The sequence below is a fragment of the Pradoshia sp. D12 genome, from assembly GCF_008935075.1.
Classification (GTDB): Bacteria; Bacillota; Bacilli; order Bacillales; family Pradoshiaceae; genus Pradoshia.
Genome location: NZ_CP044545.1, coordinates 2,577,900 through 2,596,151 on the forward strand (window position 1 = coordinate 2,577,900; position 18,252 = coordinate 2,596,151).

Consider the following 18,252-nt stretch of genomic DNA (forward strand, 5'->3'; position numbering starts at 1 on the left):
TCGCATCATATATGAAAAGCGATCAGCCACTCTAGATTGCGTCAGGCTGATTCTACTTGCATAGTCACTTATTAATCTATTGATGATTAAGTTTCTAATTCAGTTGTTTTCTTTTTGCTTTTGGAATCATTTGCGGGATGGAGGACAATAGTGTTTTTGTGTAATCATGTTTTGGGTTATTAAAAATATCATCCTTCGTTCCTATTTCAACCAAATCCCCGAAATACATGACACCGACTCGGTCACTAATATGTTCCACAACACTTAAATCATGAGAAATAAATAAATAGGTCAAGTTAAACTCTTTCTGTAAATCTTTCATTAAATTTAAGATTTGCGCCTGGATGGAGACATCGAGTGCAGAAACAGGCTCGTCGGCAATGATCAACTCAGGCTGTAAAATCAAAGCACGTGCAATACCAATCCTCTGCCGCTGTCCGCCGCTGAATTCATGCGGATACTTATCCAAATGGAATTTGCTGATTCCACATTTATCCAGAAGATCTTCTACTCGTTTATCTTTTTCTATGGAAGACATTTGTTTAAAATGAATATCAAGAGGTTCTCTTAAAATATCCTTTATTTTCATCCTTGGGCTCAAGGAGGCGTAAGGATCCTGAAACACCATTTGCATTTTCTGCCGATATTTTTTCCATTCTTGTTTACTTGCGTTGGTTAAGTCTTCTCCGTTAAAAATAATAGAACCGGAATCTACTGGAATGAGTCCGTTGAGCAATCTGCCAGTCGTTGATTTCCCGCAGCCCGATTCACCAACAAGCCCCAATGTTTCACCTTTATTAATATGAAAGGAGATGCCATTTACCGCTTTTACATACTTTTTCTCTTCAAACCAGCCTGTCTTAATTTGGAAATGCTTTTTTATGTTTTTTGCTTCTATTAAAATATCATCACACATTCAGCATTTCCTCCTTTTTCTTTACCTCTTCATCCAATAACCAGCATCTTGCAGAATGATTGCCATCTGCCATCAACTCTGGTTCTTTCTCATGACAAATCGGCATGGCTAAAGGACATCTTGGCGTAAACTTACATCCTTTCGGCATGTTGTTCGGGTTGGGTACGGTTCCAGCGATTGAATTCAGCCGGTCCTTATTAGATCCGATTTTGGGAACCGATTCCATCAGTCCTTTTGTATAAGGGTGTTTCGGATTTTCAAACAATTCAACAGCACTTGCTTCCTCGACGATTCTCCCGGCATACATCACAATAACTCGATCACAGATTTCAGCCACAACTCCAAGATCATGCGTAATCAGTAAAATGCCCATATTCGTTTTTTGTTGAATCTCTTCCATCAACTTCAATATTTGCGCCTGAATGGTTACATCCAACGCAGTAGTCGGCTCATCTGCAATAAGTAATGAAGGGTTACATGAGATTTGCATCGCAATAATAACTCTCTGCCTCATGCCACCGGAAAGTTGATGTGGGTAGTCCTTCATAACTTGCTCCGCCCGCTGGATTCCAACGGATTTTAGTTTTTCAATCGCATACTGTTGTGCCTCTTTTTTGGACATTCTCATATGAAGCATAATGGTTTCCCTCATCTGCTTCCCGATGGTCAATACAGGATTTAAGGCTGTCATCGGCTCTTGAAAAACCATTGACAATTCTTTCCCTCGATATTTCGTCATTTTCTTTTCCGAAAATGTTAATAGATTTTCCCCTTTGTATATAATTTCGCCTTCCGCAACCTTGCCGCTTGTATCATGGAACAGGCGCATGATTGATAATGATGTTACACTTTTCCCGCTGCCTGATTCACCAACTAATCCAACGATTTCACCTTGGTTGACGTGAAAGCTGATGCCTTGTACGACCGGTAAGAAGCCATTTTCAGTCTGAAAACCTGTTTTAAGATTTTTTACCTCTAGTAAATCTGGCATATAAACACTCCTAGTCTTTCATTTTTGGATCGAGCATTTCTCGTAATCCATCACCTAATAGATTAAAAGCTAAAACGGTTAAGAAAATAATTAAACCAGGGAAAAATACTAAATGAAATGCAGTACCAATATAGTCTCTTGAAACACTTAACATTGCCCCCCAGTCAGGTGAAGACGGCTCCGCACCTAAACCTAAAAAACTCAAACTTGCTGCTGCCAGAATGGCTGTACCAACATTCATCGTATAATAAACAATAATTGTCGGTAATGTCTCCGGGAAAACATGTTTAAACATGATTCTCAGCCGGCTTGCACCAAGTGATTCTTCCGCTTCAACGAATAACATTTCTTTTACTTCCAATGTTGCTCCGCGGACAATCCTAGCAAATGAAGGAACACTGAAAAAAGCAACCGCAATAATCACATTTTTTAAACCAGGCCCTAAAATAGCAACAATTCCAATAGCCAAAATCAATTCAGGAAACGCAAAGAGTACGTCACAAATACGCATAATTAATTTATCGACCCATCTACCAACAAAACCACTGATCAATCCTAAAATACTTCCAACAATCGCACCGAGTGTAACAGCGGAAATACTGACCGAAAGTGAAATTCTTGCGCCCGCGATGATTCGGCTTAAAATATCACGTCCATATTCGTCTGTTCCAAACCAATGGCTGGCAGAAGATGTCTCGAGCACTCTTGTATAATTTTGTTCTGCCGCATTATAAGGTGTAACATATGGACCAACGATAGCTATAATTAACAGGAATAAAACAAAGTAGAAAGAAATAACCGCTGGCTTTTTCCGACGAAATAAACGCCAAAATTGAAGAAGGGGACGATTACCTTTCGTCTTCATTTGTTCTATTTCAAAAGTAGTTTCTGTTTGAAGATTGCTCATAATGATCTTCCCTCCTTACTCATACCGGATTTTTGGATTCAAATAGCTGTACACAATATCTATGATCAAATTCACGACAATAAACTGTATGGCGAATAATAATATTTCAGCTTGAACAACCGGATAATCACGGAATTGAATAGAATCAATTAATAGAGTTCCAAGCCCCGGAAAACTGAATACCTTTTCAACCACAACAGAACCACCAAGCAAGAAGCCAAACTGCAGCCCGGCAACGGTCACAACTGGAATTAAGGAGTTCTTCAAGGCATGTCCAAAAATAATCTGACTGCTGTTCAATCCTTTAGCACGTCCCATCCGGATATAATCCTGTTTCATACTCTCCACAAGGGATGATCGCGTAAACCTGGCAATCATGGCCATAATCCCCGCACCTAAAGCGAATGAAGGCATAATGTAGCTTTTCCAGCTTTCTGCTCCTCCTGTTGGAAAAATACCCAGCTGCACAGAAAATATTTGAATAAGAATAAGACCAACCCAAAAGTTTGGAAGTGAAATACCGGATACAGCTGTAAACATTCCCAGATGATCTGGCCATTTATTTCGATATACTGCAGAAACAACTCCAATTAAGATGCCAACTACCAGTGCCCAGATAATACTTATAAAAGTTAGACCTAAAGTTGGTAAAATTCGTTCTCCAATCAATTGACTAACTGCTACACCTGATTTTACCGAATAGCCCAAATTACCAGTCAGCAGGTCCTTCAAATAAACAAAATACTGCTCATATAATGGCTTATCCAACCCCAAACTTACTCTTGCCATTTCTACTTCTTCCGCAGTTGCCTCTTTCCCAGCTAAAAGCCGCGCCGGATCACCAGGTATTAAGTGAATAAACATGAATACGATAAATGAAACAACAAGGAGTAACGGGATAAGACTAACAAGACGTTTCGCTATATATTGCCACAAAAGAAAAACACCTCCAATGTATGAAGAAAGAGCTTACTCGCATAAGCCCTTTCTTTGGTTGATGATATTAATAATTGACCTATTTCAATTGCGCTTTTGAAATATTGATTGAACCGTCCGGCGCAACATATACACCTTCTAAATGATTTGCTTGAGCTGACAAGTTAACATCTGTTGCTAAGAAAATCCATGGCGCCTCTTGAAATACAGTACTTTGGATCTCATGATAGATTTTTTCTTGCTCTTTCGGATCTGTTTTAGTATTTGCTTCTTTAATCAAGTTTGTAACTTTATCATTATCATAATAAGCAGTATTTGCTCCATTTGGCGGGAAGTACTCGTTGCTGAACAAACTGCGCGTTGCACCGTCAGCATCGCCAGATGAAGGTGACCAGCTAACATACCACATTTGGACCTTTGCATCCTCCGGCTTTGCCGGTGTATAAATCTCATCTGACAAAGTTCCTTCTTCCATGGATTTAATCTTAACGTCGATGTCAATTTGCGCTAATTGCTGCTTAATAAATTCCATTCCTTTTAAAGATTCGGAACTTGTATTACCCCAGATTTCTGCTTCAAATCCCTTTTCATAACCCGCTTCTTTCATTAGCTCTTTTGCCTTTTCTACATCAAACTCATATGCTTCCTGTTTTGCATAATATTGAGTTTCTGAAGACATTGTTGAATCAAGAACATGACCATAACCAGATTTCACAACTTGTATATAAGCTTCTTTATCCACAGCCAAGTTCATAGCTTGACGAACTTTTAGATCCTTGTATTGGTCCATAAATGTGTTAATGGATACATATCGCACAATGGAGGACGGCGATTCATTAATCTTAACATCCTTACTATCTTTGAATTGTTTCACATCTTGCTGTGGCATTGGGTATACAAAATCAGCTTCACCAGTTTTTAACATAGCTACACGAGATCCGTTTTCAGGAACTGGAGTGAATTTCACCTTCTCTATATTTGTTTGATCCCCACCCCAATAGTCTGCATACTTTTTAACTTCAAGGGTTGTACCTTGTTTCCATTCAACAAATTCAAATGTTCCAGTACCGACAGGATTTGTCTCAATATATTTTGTTCCTTGTTCGATTGCTTTCGGGCTGATCATAGGTATCATTCCAAACTTATTAATCATGGCACTAAAAGGTTCTGTCAGTTTAAAGGAAACTTCATAATCACCAACAATCTCCATCGATTCAACAAATTTCAAACTACGCTTCGCACTTAAATTATTGGCATCATCCATTATTCGATCGTAGTTAGCTTTTACTGCCTCTGCGTTAAATGGCTCTCCATCATGGAATTTTATATCCTCACGTAATTTAAACGTATAGTTTAATCCATCTGTGCTAACTTCATATGACTCGGCCAGGGCAGGAACAATGTTCATATCCTGATCAAAACTAACTAATCCTTCGTACATGGAACGAATTCCAAAGATGGATACGGTATCTCCTGCATTATGTGGATCAAGAGTGATAAAGTTTTGGTCAATGGCAATCGTAATTTCCTTGTCACCTGAAGCTTTCTTTGTTTTTCCTGATGTACCTGCTTCCTCACTGCTACACGCTGCACTAATTAGTGCTAGAGTTAGAATAAGTACTAAAACAGTAAATTTCTTCATATTTTTCTCCCTTACCCTTTTATTTTTATTTTGATTATGACTTACGAAAAAGTAGACTCTCCATACCCTTATGACCATAGACATCGTTTAATGTTGCACGTTAACATAGTTTGCAGTGCTTTTTCTATCTCAGACTACTTGGACCGAAGCAATTTATAAGTAGATTTTTGTTTCACCGACAACGCTGCCGTCATCACTCAAAATGGTATCTGATTTTAATTGAAGTAAATTATGAATGGTATCTTCATTTTGATAGTTTAGTTTTTTAAGAATTTCAGCCACTAATAATGGCCAAAGCAATTCAGTCCCGCTTAGGACCTTTAATGTAATACTTATCTTTTCTTCTCTTAATGCAAGACAATAAACCCCTTGAGCACCTCCTTTTGCGATAATATTTTTATCTTTTAATAAAACACTGCATATAAAATCATGTGAAGCAATAATTTCAGGGTGAGCATTCATGATCTCACCGATATGTATAACGGCATCTCTTACAGTTTGTTCCTCTATCAATTCAGGTCTGACAAATTTCAAGTAAGAGATGGCCATATTTTCAAGTGGCACGGCATAAACAGGTACTCCGCAGCCATCTGTTCCCGATATAATCTCATTAATAGGTGCTTCCGATAATTCAGACAAATAATGCAATATCGCTTTTTGTAAAGGATGGTCAGGTCGTTCATACCCTTCCTGACTTAATCCTTTCATCTTTGTATATCCTAAGAATCCTAAATGTTTTCCAGCACAATTATGCATCATTTTTCTTTTAGATTTGTTTGCTAAGATATAGTCCATTTTCGGAGCTTCATTTAAAGGATAGCTGCTTGCACAAACCAAATGTTCTTCTGTAATATCCAGTTTTTCTTTTACACGGATAAGCGCTTCTTCATGGTATTTCTCACCTCTTTGAGAAGCTATAAATAAGGCTGCTTCTTCGTCGGTGAGATGGTATTGATTCATAATATTTGTTGTGAAAACGGGTATTGCCTGAATAGGTTTCATAGCCGATCTATAAAAAAACGGTGTGCTAATATCTCCTTTTTGATAAATAACCTCTTTATTTTCATTGACAATACATATGACACCCTGATGTATATTTTCTAATTGATGATTTCTGAATTCCTCTGCAATCACAGGATATACCATATTTAAAAATCACCCTTAAAATTCAAATTTTTGATTAATTTCCGCTGCACACTTAGTGCTGCACCTTTAACAACCCCTATCTCTTTCATTTGAGTAACAAGCAATTCATATGAATATGATTCGGGGAACCAAGCACTGTTTGAATGTTTCTCTATGATCAATTCTGCTATTTCCGGGTAATCTTCTATTAAAGTGCCTGACAAAAATACTGCATCCGGATTATACGCACAAACAACATTCTTAATTGCTAACCCTGCATAGGTAGCCGCCTTTTCGAGAATATTGACGGCCCATTTTTCTTTCTTCCTGTATGCTTCAGCCAACTCATCCATACTGTTCATTGGTTGTGTTTTTGATGCTTCATCAAGTAAAAAGTCGGTAGCAATGTATGTCTGTAAGCATCCAAAATTACCACACGGACAATAGGTACCGTAGGGATCCAGGGTCATATGACCAATTTCACCCGACATATTATTTGTGCCCCGATAGATTTCTCCATCTGTAATTAGAGCTGAGCCAACGCCTTTACCAAACCCAAGCATCACGACGTTCTTATAAGGCAACGAAGCACTTACATACTCGGCTAAAGCTTTTAGCTTTAATTCATTATCAATAAAAACTTTCAAGTCTAGTTTTTGTTCAAGCATTTGTTTCAGAGGAACATTCCTCCAGCTAAATTGGGCTGAAAACTCCAAGGTACCTTTTTCATTGTCTATTAATCCTGGCAGACCTATACAAACACCAGCAATACGAACTTTTTCAATTTGTTGTTCACTAATCAAATCATTTACCATCTGTCCGATAAACTCTACTACATGTTCATAATGTTCTGTTTTTGTTTGAAACGAGCGTACGACGATTAACTCACCTATTAAATTCATCAAGCCAGCCCGAACAATCCCTACATCAATTTCAACTCCAACAAATACAACTGAGTTCTCATTAGCCATAAAATAAGTTGCCTTTCGTCCCACTTCATCTGTTTCTAAATAGACTTCTTTGATAAGCTGCTCCTCCTGTAAGGAGGCAACAATTCGGGAAGCTGACGTTGGACTCATGGCCGTATGTTTGGCAATTTCAGCTCTAGAGATTGGTCCATTTTGAATGATGTATTCCAGAACTAAACTCTGATTCTGCCGCTTTAAAAAATATTGATCTTTAACTCTCATTTTCTCCCTACTAACATCATGTAATTAATAACCTGGAATTTTATATATTTTTCTATAAAATCCACTTTATTTGTAACAAATCACCCATAGCATTTACTTACTTCGCGTTTATTTTCTCCCATTTTCTCCCATGCTGTTAATCGAATTATAATTACAACTTTTCTAATAGTCAAGAATATTCTTAAAATTTAAATAACGGAATTTCCTTTCAACTGTCTTCAAAATTCTCGAATTATTCGCTTGTCTCTTGCCTTGCGATAACACTAGATACTAGGTATTCTCCTTGGATTTTCTTTTGTCCATAAGCTTCTATTCTAGTAGCTTGTTGAACAGTATTACCTTCAAATGCAAGACTTTTTGCTATTCAAGTTTTTTAAATAATCTTCTACTGCAAATTCATTCATGCCTCTTTCTTGGACTTTTTGTCATCTTATGATATTGGTTATATTTTACATTTATTCTATAATTAACTTGATTTTCTTTAATTTGTGATATATTATCTAGTACCAATACTTCCTAGGGATGATGAATACCCATGCCATAGCGATCTTAAATAATGTAGCTACTTACACCCCGCTCGCTGTTTTTCTTTACACAGGTTTTATTCGATCTACGATTCCGAGAGAACTTAAAGAAGCCGCGAAAATTGATGGGGCCAGCAACATAAAAATATTCTTTACGACTGTTTTTCCATTATTGAAGCCTGTCACAGCATCGATCTTAATCATCTCCTGTGTTTACATATGGAATGATTATCAATTTGCTATTTTCTTCTTGCAGGCTGATGAGGTTAAAACGCTAACCGTTGCTTTGCCCAGTTTCTTTGGGCAAAATTCCAGCAGGCTTAATTTAGTTGCCGCTGCCTCAATCATGGCAGTGATCCCGATGGTCATTCTGTTTCTGGTGCTACAAAAACATTTTGTTAAAGGTCTTCCATCTGGTTCAATCAAAGGATAATCAATTAAAATTGGAGGGATTTTTAAAATGAAAGTAACAATAATCGGTGCAGGAAGTGTTGTTTTTGCGAAAAGACTTATTTCAGATATTCTTAGTTATCCAGAATTAATTGGGACAACCTTCTCATTAATGGACATAAACGAAGATCGATTGCTAACTGCAGAAAAAATGGCCCTTTCTTTAATAGAGCAAAATGGAAACATTGCAACAGTAGAAACTCATCAAAATCAACGGGATGCATTAAAAGGTGCCAGCTATGTGATCAATCTCATACAGGTCGGCATGCATGAATCCACCTTAATTGATTTTGAAATCCCTAAAAAATACGGCCTAAAACAAACCATCGCAGATACACTTGGGGTAGGCGGAGTATTTAGAGCCCTGCGGACCATTCCGGTTGTTTTAGATATTTGCAGGGATATGGAGGAAGTTTGTCCAGATGCTCTATTACTAAACTATACCAATCCAATGGCTGCACTTATCCTTGCCATTGAAAAAGCGACTTCCATTAAAACAGTAGGTCTCTGTCATAGCGTACAAAACACTGCGGGAGAATTAGCTGGCTATCTGAATCTTCCAGCAGAAGAACTGGAATATAAGGTTGCAGGGATCAATCATATGGCATGGTTTCTGGAATTAAAACATAAAGGAAAGGATCTGTACCCTGCTTTGTTCGAGGCAATGAAAGATCCGGCCATTTATAAAAAGGATAAAGTACGCTTTGAAATGATGAATAGGCTGAACTACTTCATCACAGAATCAAGTGAACATCTCTCTGAATACACACCTTATTTCATAAAAAGAGATTCGCTTATTGAGGACTTCTCTATTCCGATTGATGAATATATCCGACGAAGCGAAGCTAATTTAAAGCATTTTGAAGAAACGAAAGAGAAAATCGAAAATAATATTCCCTTTCATACAGAGGAAAGTCACGAATATGGGGCTCCGATTATACACTCCATGGAAACGGGTGTTAACCGTGAAATATGGGGAAATGTATTAAATACTAATTTAATAACGAATCTGCCAACCAATGCCTGTGTTGAGGTCCCTTGCCTGGTCAATAAACGCGGAATTCAACCAACCCATATCGGCGATCTGCCTCCACAGCTTGCCGCTATGAATAGGACTAATATCAATGTACAGCAGCTGATTGTAGAAGCCGTTCTAACGGGTAATATTGATCATGTTTATCAAGCTGTTATGTTGGACCCTCACGCCTCTTCCGTCCTGTCATTAGAAGAGATTTGGGATATGACGTCCGAATTACTGGAGGCGCATAAACAACATTTACCGAAGTTTACTAAAGGGCGACATTTACAATATAAAAAGTCAGTAACCATTGGATAGAATGATAAAGACTAGAAAAGGATACATGCACCCATGTATCCTTTCTCTTTGTTATTGTTTCCTCTAAATTTACTATGCCCTCTTTAGAAACTCTCTCAAAAAGGCGAACTGCTCGGTCAAAATAAACATAGATGATGTCTGGGATAAAGAATACATTCCCTATGTGAACGGTCTTATTTTAATCGTTTTACATTCAACAATTCCTCAATCGGCATTTCGTAAGCACGGTTGCCTAATTCTTTTTTTAGCGCTTCATTGGCATCATATTCTTCCGCTGTAAATGAATCTTCGCGGCCTTTTTTCAAATAGTCATAGAAAATAGGCGGTAAAAAATCTTCTTTTAAAGAAACTTCCACAGATTCCCCATTTTGTCTTGTGAAAATATAGGCATAGCTGGTCGCACGGTATGGATCGTATTGAGCAACTGGGTAGTTCACATCCACTGTATAGACCCCTCTCGTTTTACAACGAGTTATAAACTCAAATACATCGCGGAATCCAGGTCCCCCGTGCCCTGATTGGACAGAAAGATCATTCCGATTCGGAATTTCATCTCCAAACAACTCCTGAAAGGCTGCTTCCACTACACGGAACCCAACCCCTAACGCCATATAAGCTGCATAGCCATGATACTTTTTAATATCATCAAAAGAGATTTCAATTAAATCACTACGATCATAAATTTTAATTGTACGCATATTCAGTCCCCTATTCTTAGTTGTTCTCGCAAACTAATTATAGGTAATTTAGAAAAATCACACAAATTATAAGCAGATGGTGGGCATCAAACCTTTCATCTTAAAGCTATCTTTTTGAACAAGGGCTTATAACAATAGCTTATTATTTTGGTATGGTTTTTTGTACCGACCTATCAAAGAGTTTAATTCATTAAACTCCTGGTGGTGGAACTGGCAGGTTATGAAACTTCATTATATGAATGAAGTTTCATACCAGAATACGTGTTTATTTCTTATACAAATAAAAAATCAGAGACATAGCCCTATTATTTAGATTTCATTTCCGGAATTCCACATAGTATACTTGATCAATCACTACTAGCTTTTGACCACGATAGCCCTGTGCGAGTAGCTTCTGCTGTCCCTTCGTATCAGCCATTTGGCATAATACCGGTTCTCCTTCTCGGTTATTCGAACTTTCGAGCTCCTTAAAGAAGATATAACGTAAATTCCCTCCATATTTAGGCTTCAATGCAACGATTTCCATTCCTTGAGCAAACTTGTCCTTTAGGCTTGGGATGTTAAACGGAGCAACTGTTGAACATACATATTTATAGGGATGTTTGCTACGTGCCAGTTCATCCATGATCCATTTTGCCATACGGCGTTGCAGGCTCAATCCACGCCAGTCCGGATCCACATTGCTAATGTCTTGATAAATAACAAAATCCAACTCGCTCTCTGGCAGGCCTGCATCGATTCCCAAATGGTCCTCCATCGTATCTGGCACAACTAAAGCGCGGAATGAAATCAATTCTTCCTTAACAAATACGCCGATTAATAGACCATTACCACTCGTTATGTAACGGAACTCCTCTTCTGAAAGAGGCTGAAGGCTCGTTTTATCATCCAGATCCTGTACCACTTTATTCTGCAAGCGTAACACAGTTGGAATATCGGTCTCTGTTAAACGGCGAACAACATAAGCTTGTCCGTCGGGAAACATGCCTTTATCGATCATCTAAAGTCTCTCCTTTCATTGAAGAACATCTCTGTGAACGGTCAATTCTGTAAGTACATCTTCATTCATATCAAGTCCGAGACCACTCTTTTTATTTAATTCAATGAACGGGACATCATAGTGCAAATTCCCAACATCTTTTGCGAATTTTAAAGGTCCTGTCAACTCAACGGATGTGATGATTTTCTTGGAGAAAGCAACATGAAATCCAGCGGCCGAGCCAATGGACGATTCGACCATCGACCCGATTTGACACTCGATTCCAGCCATTTCCGCTTGATTGGCAAGCTTAACAGCTGGATAGATGCCTCCACATTTCATAAGCTTTATATTGATTTTATCAGCCGCTTTCTTTTGTATAACCTCTCTCATATCCTTTATACCTTTTAGACCTTCATCAACCATTAATGGCAGGCGTGCTTTCTTTTTCAATTCAGCCATCCCCTCAAGATCATCAGCCAGCACTGGTTGCTCGAGCCAGTCTATTTGCAGTTCTTCAAGAGACGGAAGAGCCCTCAATGTATTGGAGCTATTCCTCCAACCTTGATTAACATCGACACGAATGGCGATTTCATTCCCCACTGCCCTGCGAACAGCTCGAATTCGTTCCATATCCTGCTCTACCTGTTTGCCAACTTTCATCTTAAAGGAAAGATATCCCTCAGACACCTTCCGCACCGCTTCTTCTGCCATGGCAGCTGGTTCCTGAATACTTAGTACATGGGTGATTGGAAAACGATCATGATAACGTCCTCCAATCAGCTGATAAACCGGTACCCCCAGTTTCTTGGCCACTAGGTCATGACAGGCAATATCAATAGCCGCCTTTGCTGCAGGGGCTCCGTATACCGTTTTATTCATTCGCTCATGTATACGTTCGAATTCTCCTGGATCCTGACCAATTAGAAGCGGTGCTAATGTATGCTTGAGAAGGCTATAGGTACTCTCCCATGTCTCTCCTGTTACATGTTCATCTGCAACCGCTTCCCCAAAACCAATAAAACCGTCATCACTTTCCATTTTCACAATGATGGAAGGCATATCTTGATATGTTTGATAGCTGACAACGAATGGTTCACGAAGAGGCAGGCGGATGGCATATAGTGAAATAGCTTTAATCATATGAAAGTCCCCTTATACTGTAATTGTATCCTCTTTTTGCTGTTTAAGTTCTTTTTCTATCTTTGCTCTTTCTTGATCACTCATTTTTTCAATTGAAAACCCTGTTATCGCATAAAGAATCGCAATAATCGGCACGGAAAAGTTCAAAATCGCGTATGGGGCATATTCAAATACACTTACACCAAGAGTACCGAAGATAAAGACGCCACATGTATTCCATGGGATGAAAACAGACGTTAGCGTCCCTCCATCCTCAAGCGCCCTGGATAGATTTCTGGAAGATAGTCCTTTATCACGATACGCTTTTGAAAACATACGTGCTGGAATAACAATGGAAATATACTGTTCGGAGCAGGTTGCGTTTGTAGCAAAACAAGATAATATCGTAGAAATAATGAGACTTTTTGCCGTTTTTGCTAATTTAAGAATTTGTGAAACGATTGCGTTCAGCATTCCCGTATGCTCGAGCATGCCTCCGAATGTCATTGCCACGATGGCCATGGATACCGTGTACATCATATTGTCCAAACCGCCGCCATTGAAGAGATCATCCACCATGGAATTACCGGTTTCAATCACATACCCTGCTTGCATGGCTGAGATAGCATTAGCAAATGTATCCCCCTGTACGAATACCTGAGTAAGGAAGCCCAAAAGAACCCCAATCACCAACCCAGGTATGGCTGGAACTTTTTTAGCCACCAAAATAATGACGATAAGTGGAATCAATAATAAGAAAGGTGAAATAAGGAACTCATCCTGCAAGACAGCTAGTGTTTGTTCAATATCAGTTGTACTCACACTGCCTTTACCGAAGTCACGCCCCAAGAACCAAAATACACCTAACGAAATGATTAGACCTGGAATGGTTGTGTAAAACATGTGGCGGATATGTACAAATAAATCCGTGCCGGTCAATCCGGCTGCTAAATTGGTTGTATCCGATAATGGTGACATTTTATCTCCAAAATAAGCACCTGATATAATCGCTCCCGCAATCATCGGGGCCGGTATCCCAATACTTAAACCAATCCCCATCCCAGCTACGCCAATCGTTCCCATAGTTGACCAGGAACTACCGATAGCAATGGAAACAATACAGCAAATGAGCATAATTGACACCAAGAAAAGAGAAGGACTGATGATCTTCAATCCATAATAAATCATGGTAGCGACCACACCACTGCCAATCCATGATCCAATTACCAGACCGATTAACATAATGATGATTACAGCTGGTAATGCTAAACGAATTCCATTGTACATGGCCTCTTCAAGCTCGTCCCATTTGTAGCCGGCCATCCATGCCACAAGTGCGGCCGTGATTGTACCAACAATCAACGGGATATGTGGTCCCTCTTCAAAAACAATAATTGTAATAGCCATAACTGCTATCAGCACTACTAACGGTATAATTGCCAGCCCAAAAGATATTTTTCTCTCCATCTGTTCTCCCCCTGTTTGAATTTAATCCGTAATGAAACGTTATTTATTCTTTTATATGGACAAGCTGCATCGCTTCCGCAAGTACCCTTGCCCCGAGATCTAAGATGTCTGTTTGTATCTGCATTTTGGGATGGTGCAATCCCGGGCTAACCTGGGCACCGATTCCGATCATAGTTGTTTGTACCTCTGGATGCTTCCGGCTATAAAAATGAAAATCATCGCTTCCAGACGTAATGATTGGTTTTTCTAAAGCTTCTTCTCCGGCAATTTTTATGATTGATTCCCTTGCAGACCTTTCTGGCTCCTTTGAAACAGTGGCTCCTGGAGTATAATCCTTCCATTCATATTCAATTTGTACACCAAAGAGCTCCGCAATCCGATCTAAACCAGTCTCGATAGAATCGATCATTACATCTAAAACAGGATTACACTGCGCACGGACATCAATCGCAAATAAGCCATTGCCTGGGATAATATTAGTGTTTTGCCCGCCAGCTATCATTTTGGTCAGCTTAATAGAATAGTTCTCTGCAGGATCAGCATATAAAGTTGCCAGATAACCATGGATAGCAACCATCACATCAATCGCACTCTTTCCCTGATGCGGCCTTGCTCCATGGGCATCAGTACCTCTGATTTTCCCTTCGAGGAAGATACAGGCTCCGTGGTGGATAGAAGGAGTAAACTGACCATATGCTAGTTCTTCTTCTGGACGCACATGCATACCAAACAATACCGACACGCCATCCATTGCACCCCGCTTAATCATCCATAACGAGCCATTCCCCTTCTCCTCGGCCGGCTGAAAAATAAAACGATATTTACGATTCAGCGGCTGTTCCCTCAAATAGAGAATCGCACCGAGTGCCATGGCGATATGGGCATCATGCCCACATGAATGATTCGCCTGCATAACACCTCCAACTTCCTGCCATAGCGCATCAATATCCGCTCTCAGCGCCACCGCACCACCACCTTCTCCCAATTCAGCAATTAATCCGGTACAATCAGAAAAACGTTTGTAACGAACCCCAAAACTATCCAATATCTCGGCAATTGTATTGGTTGTTTCGAATTCCTTTCCACTGATTTCGGGATGTTCATGAAAATGATGATACCACCCCAAAATTTGTTCCTCATAGCTCATCATGCATCACTCTCCTAATGATTCCCTTATTCTGCCATAACGTTTTTCAGCATATCACTCCACCTGTCAGAGGACTCATTGAACACAGTTTCTTCTATCATTTGCAAAGCCCCAGAGAAAAAAGAACCAGGTAAACCCTACATAAACAAGCATTTCTCCCACTTATTCAGGTAAATTCATACTTGGAGTGCTTCTGACTGTCGATAAGATACCATGTATTGAAATGCTTAAAAAACATTTTATCAAAAAATTCAAATAATTTCTTGTTTAATCCATTCTTTACAAATAAAGTTCCCTATTTAGGTGGGCAAACCCATATAAATTAGTAACAAAGTCCCCATCTTTGCTAATTAATCTGCTAACAGGAGGTATAAGATAAACAATATGTATCCACACGAAAAAGGACCTCTTCAAAGGTCATTTTTCATAGACTTTTGAGCAGGTCCTTCCTTATATTAATAATCCAGTACTAGTTAAATAGTTTTTTAATTTTTCATTCGAATCTACTACTCTAATCTCAATTTGTTTTTTTTTCATTCCCCTATGTATTTGCTTAACTTTTCCGACTCCATCATCATGTCCCTGTTATTGACCTTTTGCCCTTTCAATTGCCTGTTTCATGTCTTTTACTGGATTCCTTATTAAATTTCCATGCCCGACTGCCAGTAAAGAAGGTTTATAATCCAACAAATTTTCAACGGACTCGATTGATTTTTCTTTATCCCAGGTTGCCATTGCCGGGAAAGGAAAACTCCATCGCGTATCACCAGCTACAGCTATTCCACCCTTTGTTTGAAGGGCATCTCCGACTATTAAACTATGATCCCTAATATCTAAATACGACATCATTCCTGGAGTATGACCCGGGGTATGAATGGCAACTAACGATCCAATCCGATCACCATCCTCTAATAGAGTAACCGGATTTATCTTTATATTTTTAGGAATACCGCCTTTTATAGGCATATTCCCTTCACCTTCCTCTAACGATGCATCTCCTTTTAGAATTTTCAGCGCTCGTCTGGGAATTAATACTTCAACATCTTGTAGCTCCTGAGTAAGTCCATCAAGTGCTCCTACATGATCAGTGTGTGCATGTGTTAACACTATTTTCTTAATCGGCTTTCCTATAACCTTTGCTGTCTTTAAAATTACTTTTTTACAAAAAGGAAGTCCTGCATCGATTACGATTAAATACTCCTCTTCTTCGATAAGATAGCAATTAACAGGAAAAAGATTTGGCATAAAGGAAAGCTGGTAAAGATTATTTATCTTTGTTAATCTCATTAAAACTCCTCCGACTAATATTTTGGCTTATGTAATAAATCTAAGGAGAAACAAGGTGGGTGAAAGAAATTTTCTGGAAGGTAAAATATAATTCTGACGATTGAGACAAAATGTGAGTAAAACATCGTGATTTGATGGGATAAGGTGGGTTTAACAGGACATACGTATTTTGTCGAGAACAATTTTATAGATCTACTCGCTAGATTGATTAATTTTACTCAGGAAACTCAATGACTTGTCGTAACTCAATTTGACCTTCACCAAATCCTTGTGGATCAGGCATTCGCTTAGCCCATTCGATGGCTTCTTCCCTAGACTTTACATCAATGAGAATAAATCCCGCAATCAATTCATTAGTTTCCGAAAATGGTCCATCGGTGACCACTGGCTTTTCTCCCGGCTTAGGATATGAAAGGCGAACCCCATTTGAACTTGGATGAAGTCCTTTCGCCATAACCCGCACGCCAGCCTTTACTAATTCCTCATTGTAGGTGGACATGGCTTCCCTGAGTTCTTGGCTTGGAAGATTCCCAGCTTCTGAATTCTTTGAAGCTTTAACAATAATCATAAACAGCATGAAATAGCCCTCCTTCATTTATTAAGGGAAAATCCCAGTTTGTCATTGTTCATACAACTAATCTGCCATTCAAAATCAATCACTATCAATATTCAATAAAGTCAAAGGATATTCCTTCCTGCATGCTCCCCTACTCCTTTATTTCCTCTGTTGTTATAAAGGTCAGGTATTTAGTTATACTTCGAGTAACTGACCTTTTCATAATGTTTAAGTCCGTTTGAAATAAATCATTATTGATTTTTCATTTAAGACAGAAATTCTGCCCCGTTCTTTAAGAATCCATTCGCTTTTTCTCTTGTTCAAACAGGTGGTTATACTTATCTAACTTCTCTTTGCGTTTCAAATATTCCGCAAAATATTTTGCTTTGTAATATTTGTTATAACCATTGTGTTCATTTTCGATATTAGTAAAAGCTGTTTCTAAATCAGTATTATTTATATACCAGTTTAGTCCATTTTCCGTAAATGTTTTTCCGATATCTTCCATAACTTCCTCAATATTAGATCCATCTGGCTCAACCCACCACATGTCAGTTCGATTTCTCTCAGCTGGGTTATCTAAATGACGAGTGTACTTGGATTGGTCAAGATTACAATTTAGTTCTTCTCGAAGATGACATTGGTACTCTTTAGGAAGCAACTCACCGTTGGTACCTTTTTTAATTTCCTCCTCACTTGGTATAAAGACATAATATATTCCAAGATCTACGTAAATAGACATAGGTGGCCACCCTGAAACATCAGAAAAATAGTTTCCAACAGTACTGATTTTTAATACCCAAATGCATTGGTCAATCCAACGCCAATTATTTCTTGTATTCAATTTATTGAAGTCATTTTCTTTTAATATAGGAGACAGTGATTTTCGAATTACTTTATTGATTTCAGGAGAACCAATCATTATTATTTACACCCTTATTCTCACTAACTTACATCTATTTCTCTTGAGCTAATCCGC

Annotated in this window: 16 protein-coding genes and 1 pseudogene; 2 read left to right on the plus strand and 15 right to left on the minus strand. The window is 38.7% G+C overall.

Annotated features, from left to right (window positions below; all coding sequences use genetic code 11):
- Positions 1-94 precede the first annotated feature (94 nt).
- The 7 genes from F7984_RS12325 to F7984_RS12355 all read right to left on the minus strand — a co-directional run bounded on the left by F7984_RS12325 (position 95) and on the right by F7984_RS12355 (position 7,707).
- On the minus strand, positions 95-916 hold the full coding sequence (locus F7984_RS12325; RefSeq protein WP_140462097.1) for an ABC transporter ATP-binding protein: 822 nt from the start codon (positions 914-916) through the stop codon (positions 95-97).
- Positions 909-1,907 (minus strand): ABC transporter ATP-binding protein, encoded by a 999-nt coding sequence (locus F7984_RS12330; protein WP_140462096.1) that lies wholly within the window; start codon positions 1,905-1,907, stop codon positions 909-911. Before F7984_RS12330 ends, F7984_RS12325 begins: the two co-directional genes overlap by 8 nt.
- A gap of 10 nt (positions 1,908-1,917) precedes the next feature.
- On the minus strand, positions 1,918-2,814 hold the full coding sequence (locus F7984_RS12335; protein WP_140462095.1) for an ABC transporter permease: 897 nt from the start codon (positions 2,812-2,814) through the stop codon (positions 1,918-1,920).
- Between the two features lie 15 nt (positions 2,815-2,829).
- Entirely contained in the window at positions 2,830-3,750 is a 921-nt protein-coding gene (locus F7984_RS12340) for an ABC transporter permease (RefSeq protein ID WP_140462094.1), read from the minus strand.
- A gap of 79 nt (positions 3,751-3,829) precedes the next feature.
- Positions 3,830-5,392 carry a glutathione ABC transporter substrate-binding protein gene (locus F7984_RS12345; RefSeq protein ID WP_140462093.1) on the minus strand — a complete coding sequence of 521 codons (1,563 nt, stop codon included), beginning with the start codon at positions 5,390-5,392 and terminating at the stop codon, positions 3,830-3,832.
- A gap of 153 nt (positions 5,393-5,545) precedes the next feature.
- Positions 5,546-6,538, minus strand: a complete 993-nt coding sequence (locus tag F7984_RS12350) for an asparaginase (RefSeq protein ID WP_140462092.1) — start codon at positions 6,536-6,538, stop codon at positions 5,546-5,548.
- 2 nt (positions 6,539-6,540) lie between these two features.
- A complete protein-coding gene (locus F7984_RS12355; RefSeq protein ID WP_140462091.1) occupies positions 6,541-7,707 on the minus strand; it encodes an ROK family transcriptional regulator in 1,167 nt (388 codons plus the stop codon).
- 516 nt (positions 7,708-8,223) lie between these two features.
- On the opposite strand from F7984_RS12355, the pseudogene F7984_RS12360 reads away from it, so the two are divergent.
- Positions 8,224-8,664, plus strand: a pseudogene (locus F7984_RS12360) (carbohydrate ABC transporter permease); the annotation flags it as partial.
- A gap of 27 nt (positions 8,665-8,691) precedes the next feature.
- Positions 8,692-10,017: an alpha-glucosidase/alpha-galactosidase gene (locus tag F7984_RS12365; RefSeq protein WP_140462089.1), complete on the plus strand. Its 1,326-nt coding sequence runs from the start codon at positions 8,692-8,694 to the stop codon at positions 10,015-10,017.
- A 173-nt stretch (positions 10,018-10,190) separates the two neighbouring features.
- Here F7984_RS12365 and F7984_RS12370 read toward each other — a convergent pair whose 3' ends face one another.
- From F7984_RS12370 to F7984_RS12405, 8 genes are all read right to left on the minus strand, one after another.
- The gene (locus tag F7984_RS12370; RefSeq protein WP_140462088.1) at positions 10,191-10,715 is read right to left on the minus strand and encodes a hypothetical protein; all 525 of its coding nucleotides are present in this window, start codon (positions 10,713-10,715) and stop codon (positions 10,191-10,193) included.
- A gap of 316 nt (positions 10,716-11,031) precedes the next feature.
- Positions 11,032-11,715 carry a GNAT family N-acetyltransferase gene (locus tag F7984_RS12375; RefSeq protein ID WP_140462087.1) on the minus strand — a complete coding sequence of 228 codons (684 nt, stop codon included), beginning with the start codon at positions 11,713-11,715 and terminating at the stop codon, positions 11,032-11,034.
- 15 nt (positions 11,716-11,730) lie between these two features.
- Positions 11,731-12,837 carry a mandelate racemase/muconate lactonizing enzyme family protein gene (locus tag F7984_RS12380; protein ID WP_140462086.1) on the minus strand — a complete coding sequence of 369 codons (1,107 nt, stop codon included), beginning with the start codon at positions 12,835-12,837 and terminating at the stop codon, positions 11,731-11,733.
- Between the two features lie 12 nt (positions 12,838-12,849).
- Positions 12,850-14,283 carry a Na+/H+ antiporter NhaC gene (gene nhaC / locus F7984_RS12385; protein WP_066104447.1) on the minus strand — a complete coding sequence of 478 codons (1,434 nt, stop codon included), beginning with the start codon at positions 14,281-14,283 and terminating at the stop codon, positions 12,850-12,852.
- A gap of 43 nt (positions 14,284-14,326) precedes the next feature.
- Positions 14,327-15,433, minus strand: coding sequence for an amidohydrolase (locus F7984_RS12390; RefSeq protein WP_308810553.1), 1,107 nt, complete (start codon positions 15,431-15,433; stop codon positions 14,327-14,329).
- Between the two features lie 582 nt (positions 15,434-16,015).
- A complete protein-coding gene (locus F7984_RS12395) occupies positions 16,016-16,717 on the minus strand; it encodes an MBL fold metallo-hydrolase (protein WP_140462085.1) in 702 nt (233 codons plus the stop codon).
- A gap of 214 nt (positions 16,718-16,931) precedes the next feature.
- Positions 16,932-17,294, minus strand: coding sequence for a YciI family protein (locus F7984_RS12400; protein ID WP_066104455.1), 363 nt, complete (start codon positions 17,292-17,294; stop codon positions 16,932-16,934).
- Between the two features lie 271 nt (positions 17,295-17,565).
- Positions 17,566-18,195, minus strand: coding sequence for a DUF4304 domain-containing protein (locus F7984_RS12405; RefSeq protein WP_140462084.1), 630 nt, complete (start codon positions 18,193-18,195; stop codon positions 17,566-17,568).
- Positions 18,196-18,252 lie beyond the last annotated feature (57 nt).

What these genes read in the sequence shown, in the direction of transcription:
- F7984_RS12405 (WP_140462084.1), bottom strand. Translation starts at nt 18,195, where the DNA reads ATGATTGGTTCTCCTGAAATCAATAAAGTAATTCGAAAATCACTGTCT.
- F7984_RS12330 (WP_140462096.1), bottom strand. Translation starts at nt 1,907, where the DNA reads ATGCCAGATTTACTAGAGGTAAAAAATCTTAAAACAGGTTTTCAGACT.
- F7984_RS12345 (WP_140462093.1), bottom strand. Translation starts at nt 5,392, where the DNA reads ATGAAGAAATTTACTGTTTTAGTACTTATTCTAACTCTAGCACTAATT.
- F7984_RS12365 (WP_140462089.1), top strand. Translation starts at nt 8,692, where the DNA reads ATGAAAGTAACAATAATCGGTGCAGGAAGTGTTGTTTTTGCGAAAAGA.
- F7984_RS12380 (WP_140462086.1), bottom strand. Translation starts at nt 12,837, where the DNA reads ATGATTAAAGCTATTTCACTATATGCCATCCGCCTGCCTCTTCGTGAA.
- F7984_RS12325 (WP_140462097.1), bottom strand. Translation starts at nt 916, where the DNA reads ATGTGTGATGATATTTTAATAGAAGCAAAAAACATAAAAAAGCATTTC.
- F7984_RS12335 (WP_140462095.1), bottom strand. Translation starts at nt 2,814, where the DNA reads ATGAGCAATCTTCAAACAGAAACTACTTTTGAAATAGAACAAATGAAG.
- F7984_RS12355 (WP_140462091.1), bottom strand. Translation starts at nt 7,707, where the DNA reads ATGAGAGTTAAAGATCAATATTTTTTAAAGCGGCAGAATCAGAGTTTA.
- F7984_RS12400 (WP_066104455.1), bottom strand. Translation starts at nt 17,294, where the DNA reads ATGCTGTTTATGATTATTGTTAAAGCTTCAAAGAATTCAGAAGCTGGG.
- nhaC (WP_066104447.1), bottom strand. Translation starts at nt 14,283, where the DNA reads ATGGAGAGAAAAATATCTTTTGGGCTGGCAATTATACCGTTAGTAGTG.
- F7984_RS12390 (WP_308810553.1), bottom strand. Translation starts at nt 15,433, where the DNA reads ATGATGAGCTATGAGGAACAAATTTTGGGGTGGTATCATCATTTTCAT.
- F7984_RS12370 (WP_140462088.1), bottom strand. Translation starts at nt 10,715, where the DNA reads ATGCGTACAATTAAAATTTATGATCGTAGTGATTTAATTGAAATCTCT.
- F7984_RS12350 (WP_140462092.1), bottom strand. Translation starts at nt 6,538, where the DNA reads ATGGTATATCCTGTGATTGCAGAGGAATTCAGAAATCATCAATTAGAA.
- F7984_RS12395 (WP_140462085.1), bottom strand. Translation starts at nt 16,717, where the DNA reads ATGAGATTAACAAAGATAAATAATCTTTACCAGCTTTCCTTTATGCCA.
- F7984_RS12375 (WP_140462087.1), bottom strand. Translation starts at nt 11,715, where the DNA reads ATGATCGATAAAGGCATGTTTCCCGACGGACAAGCTTATGTTGTTCGC.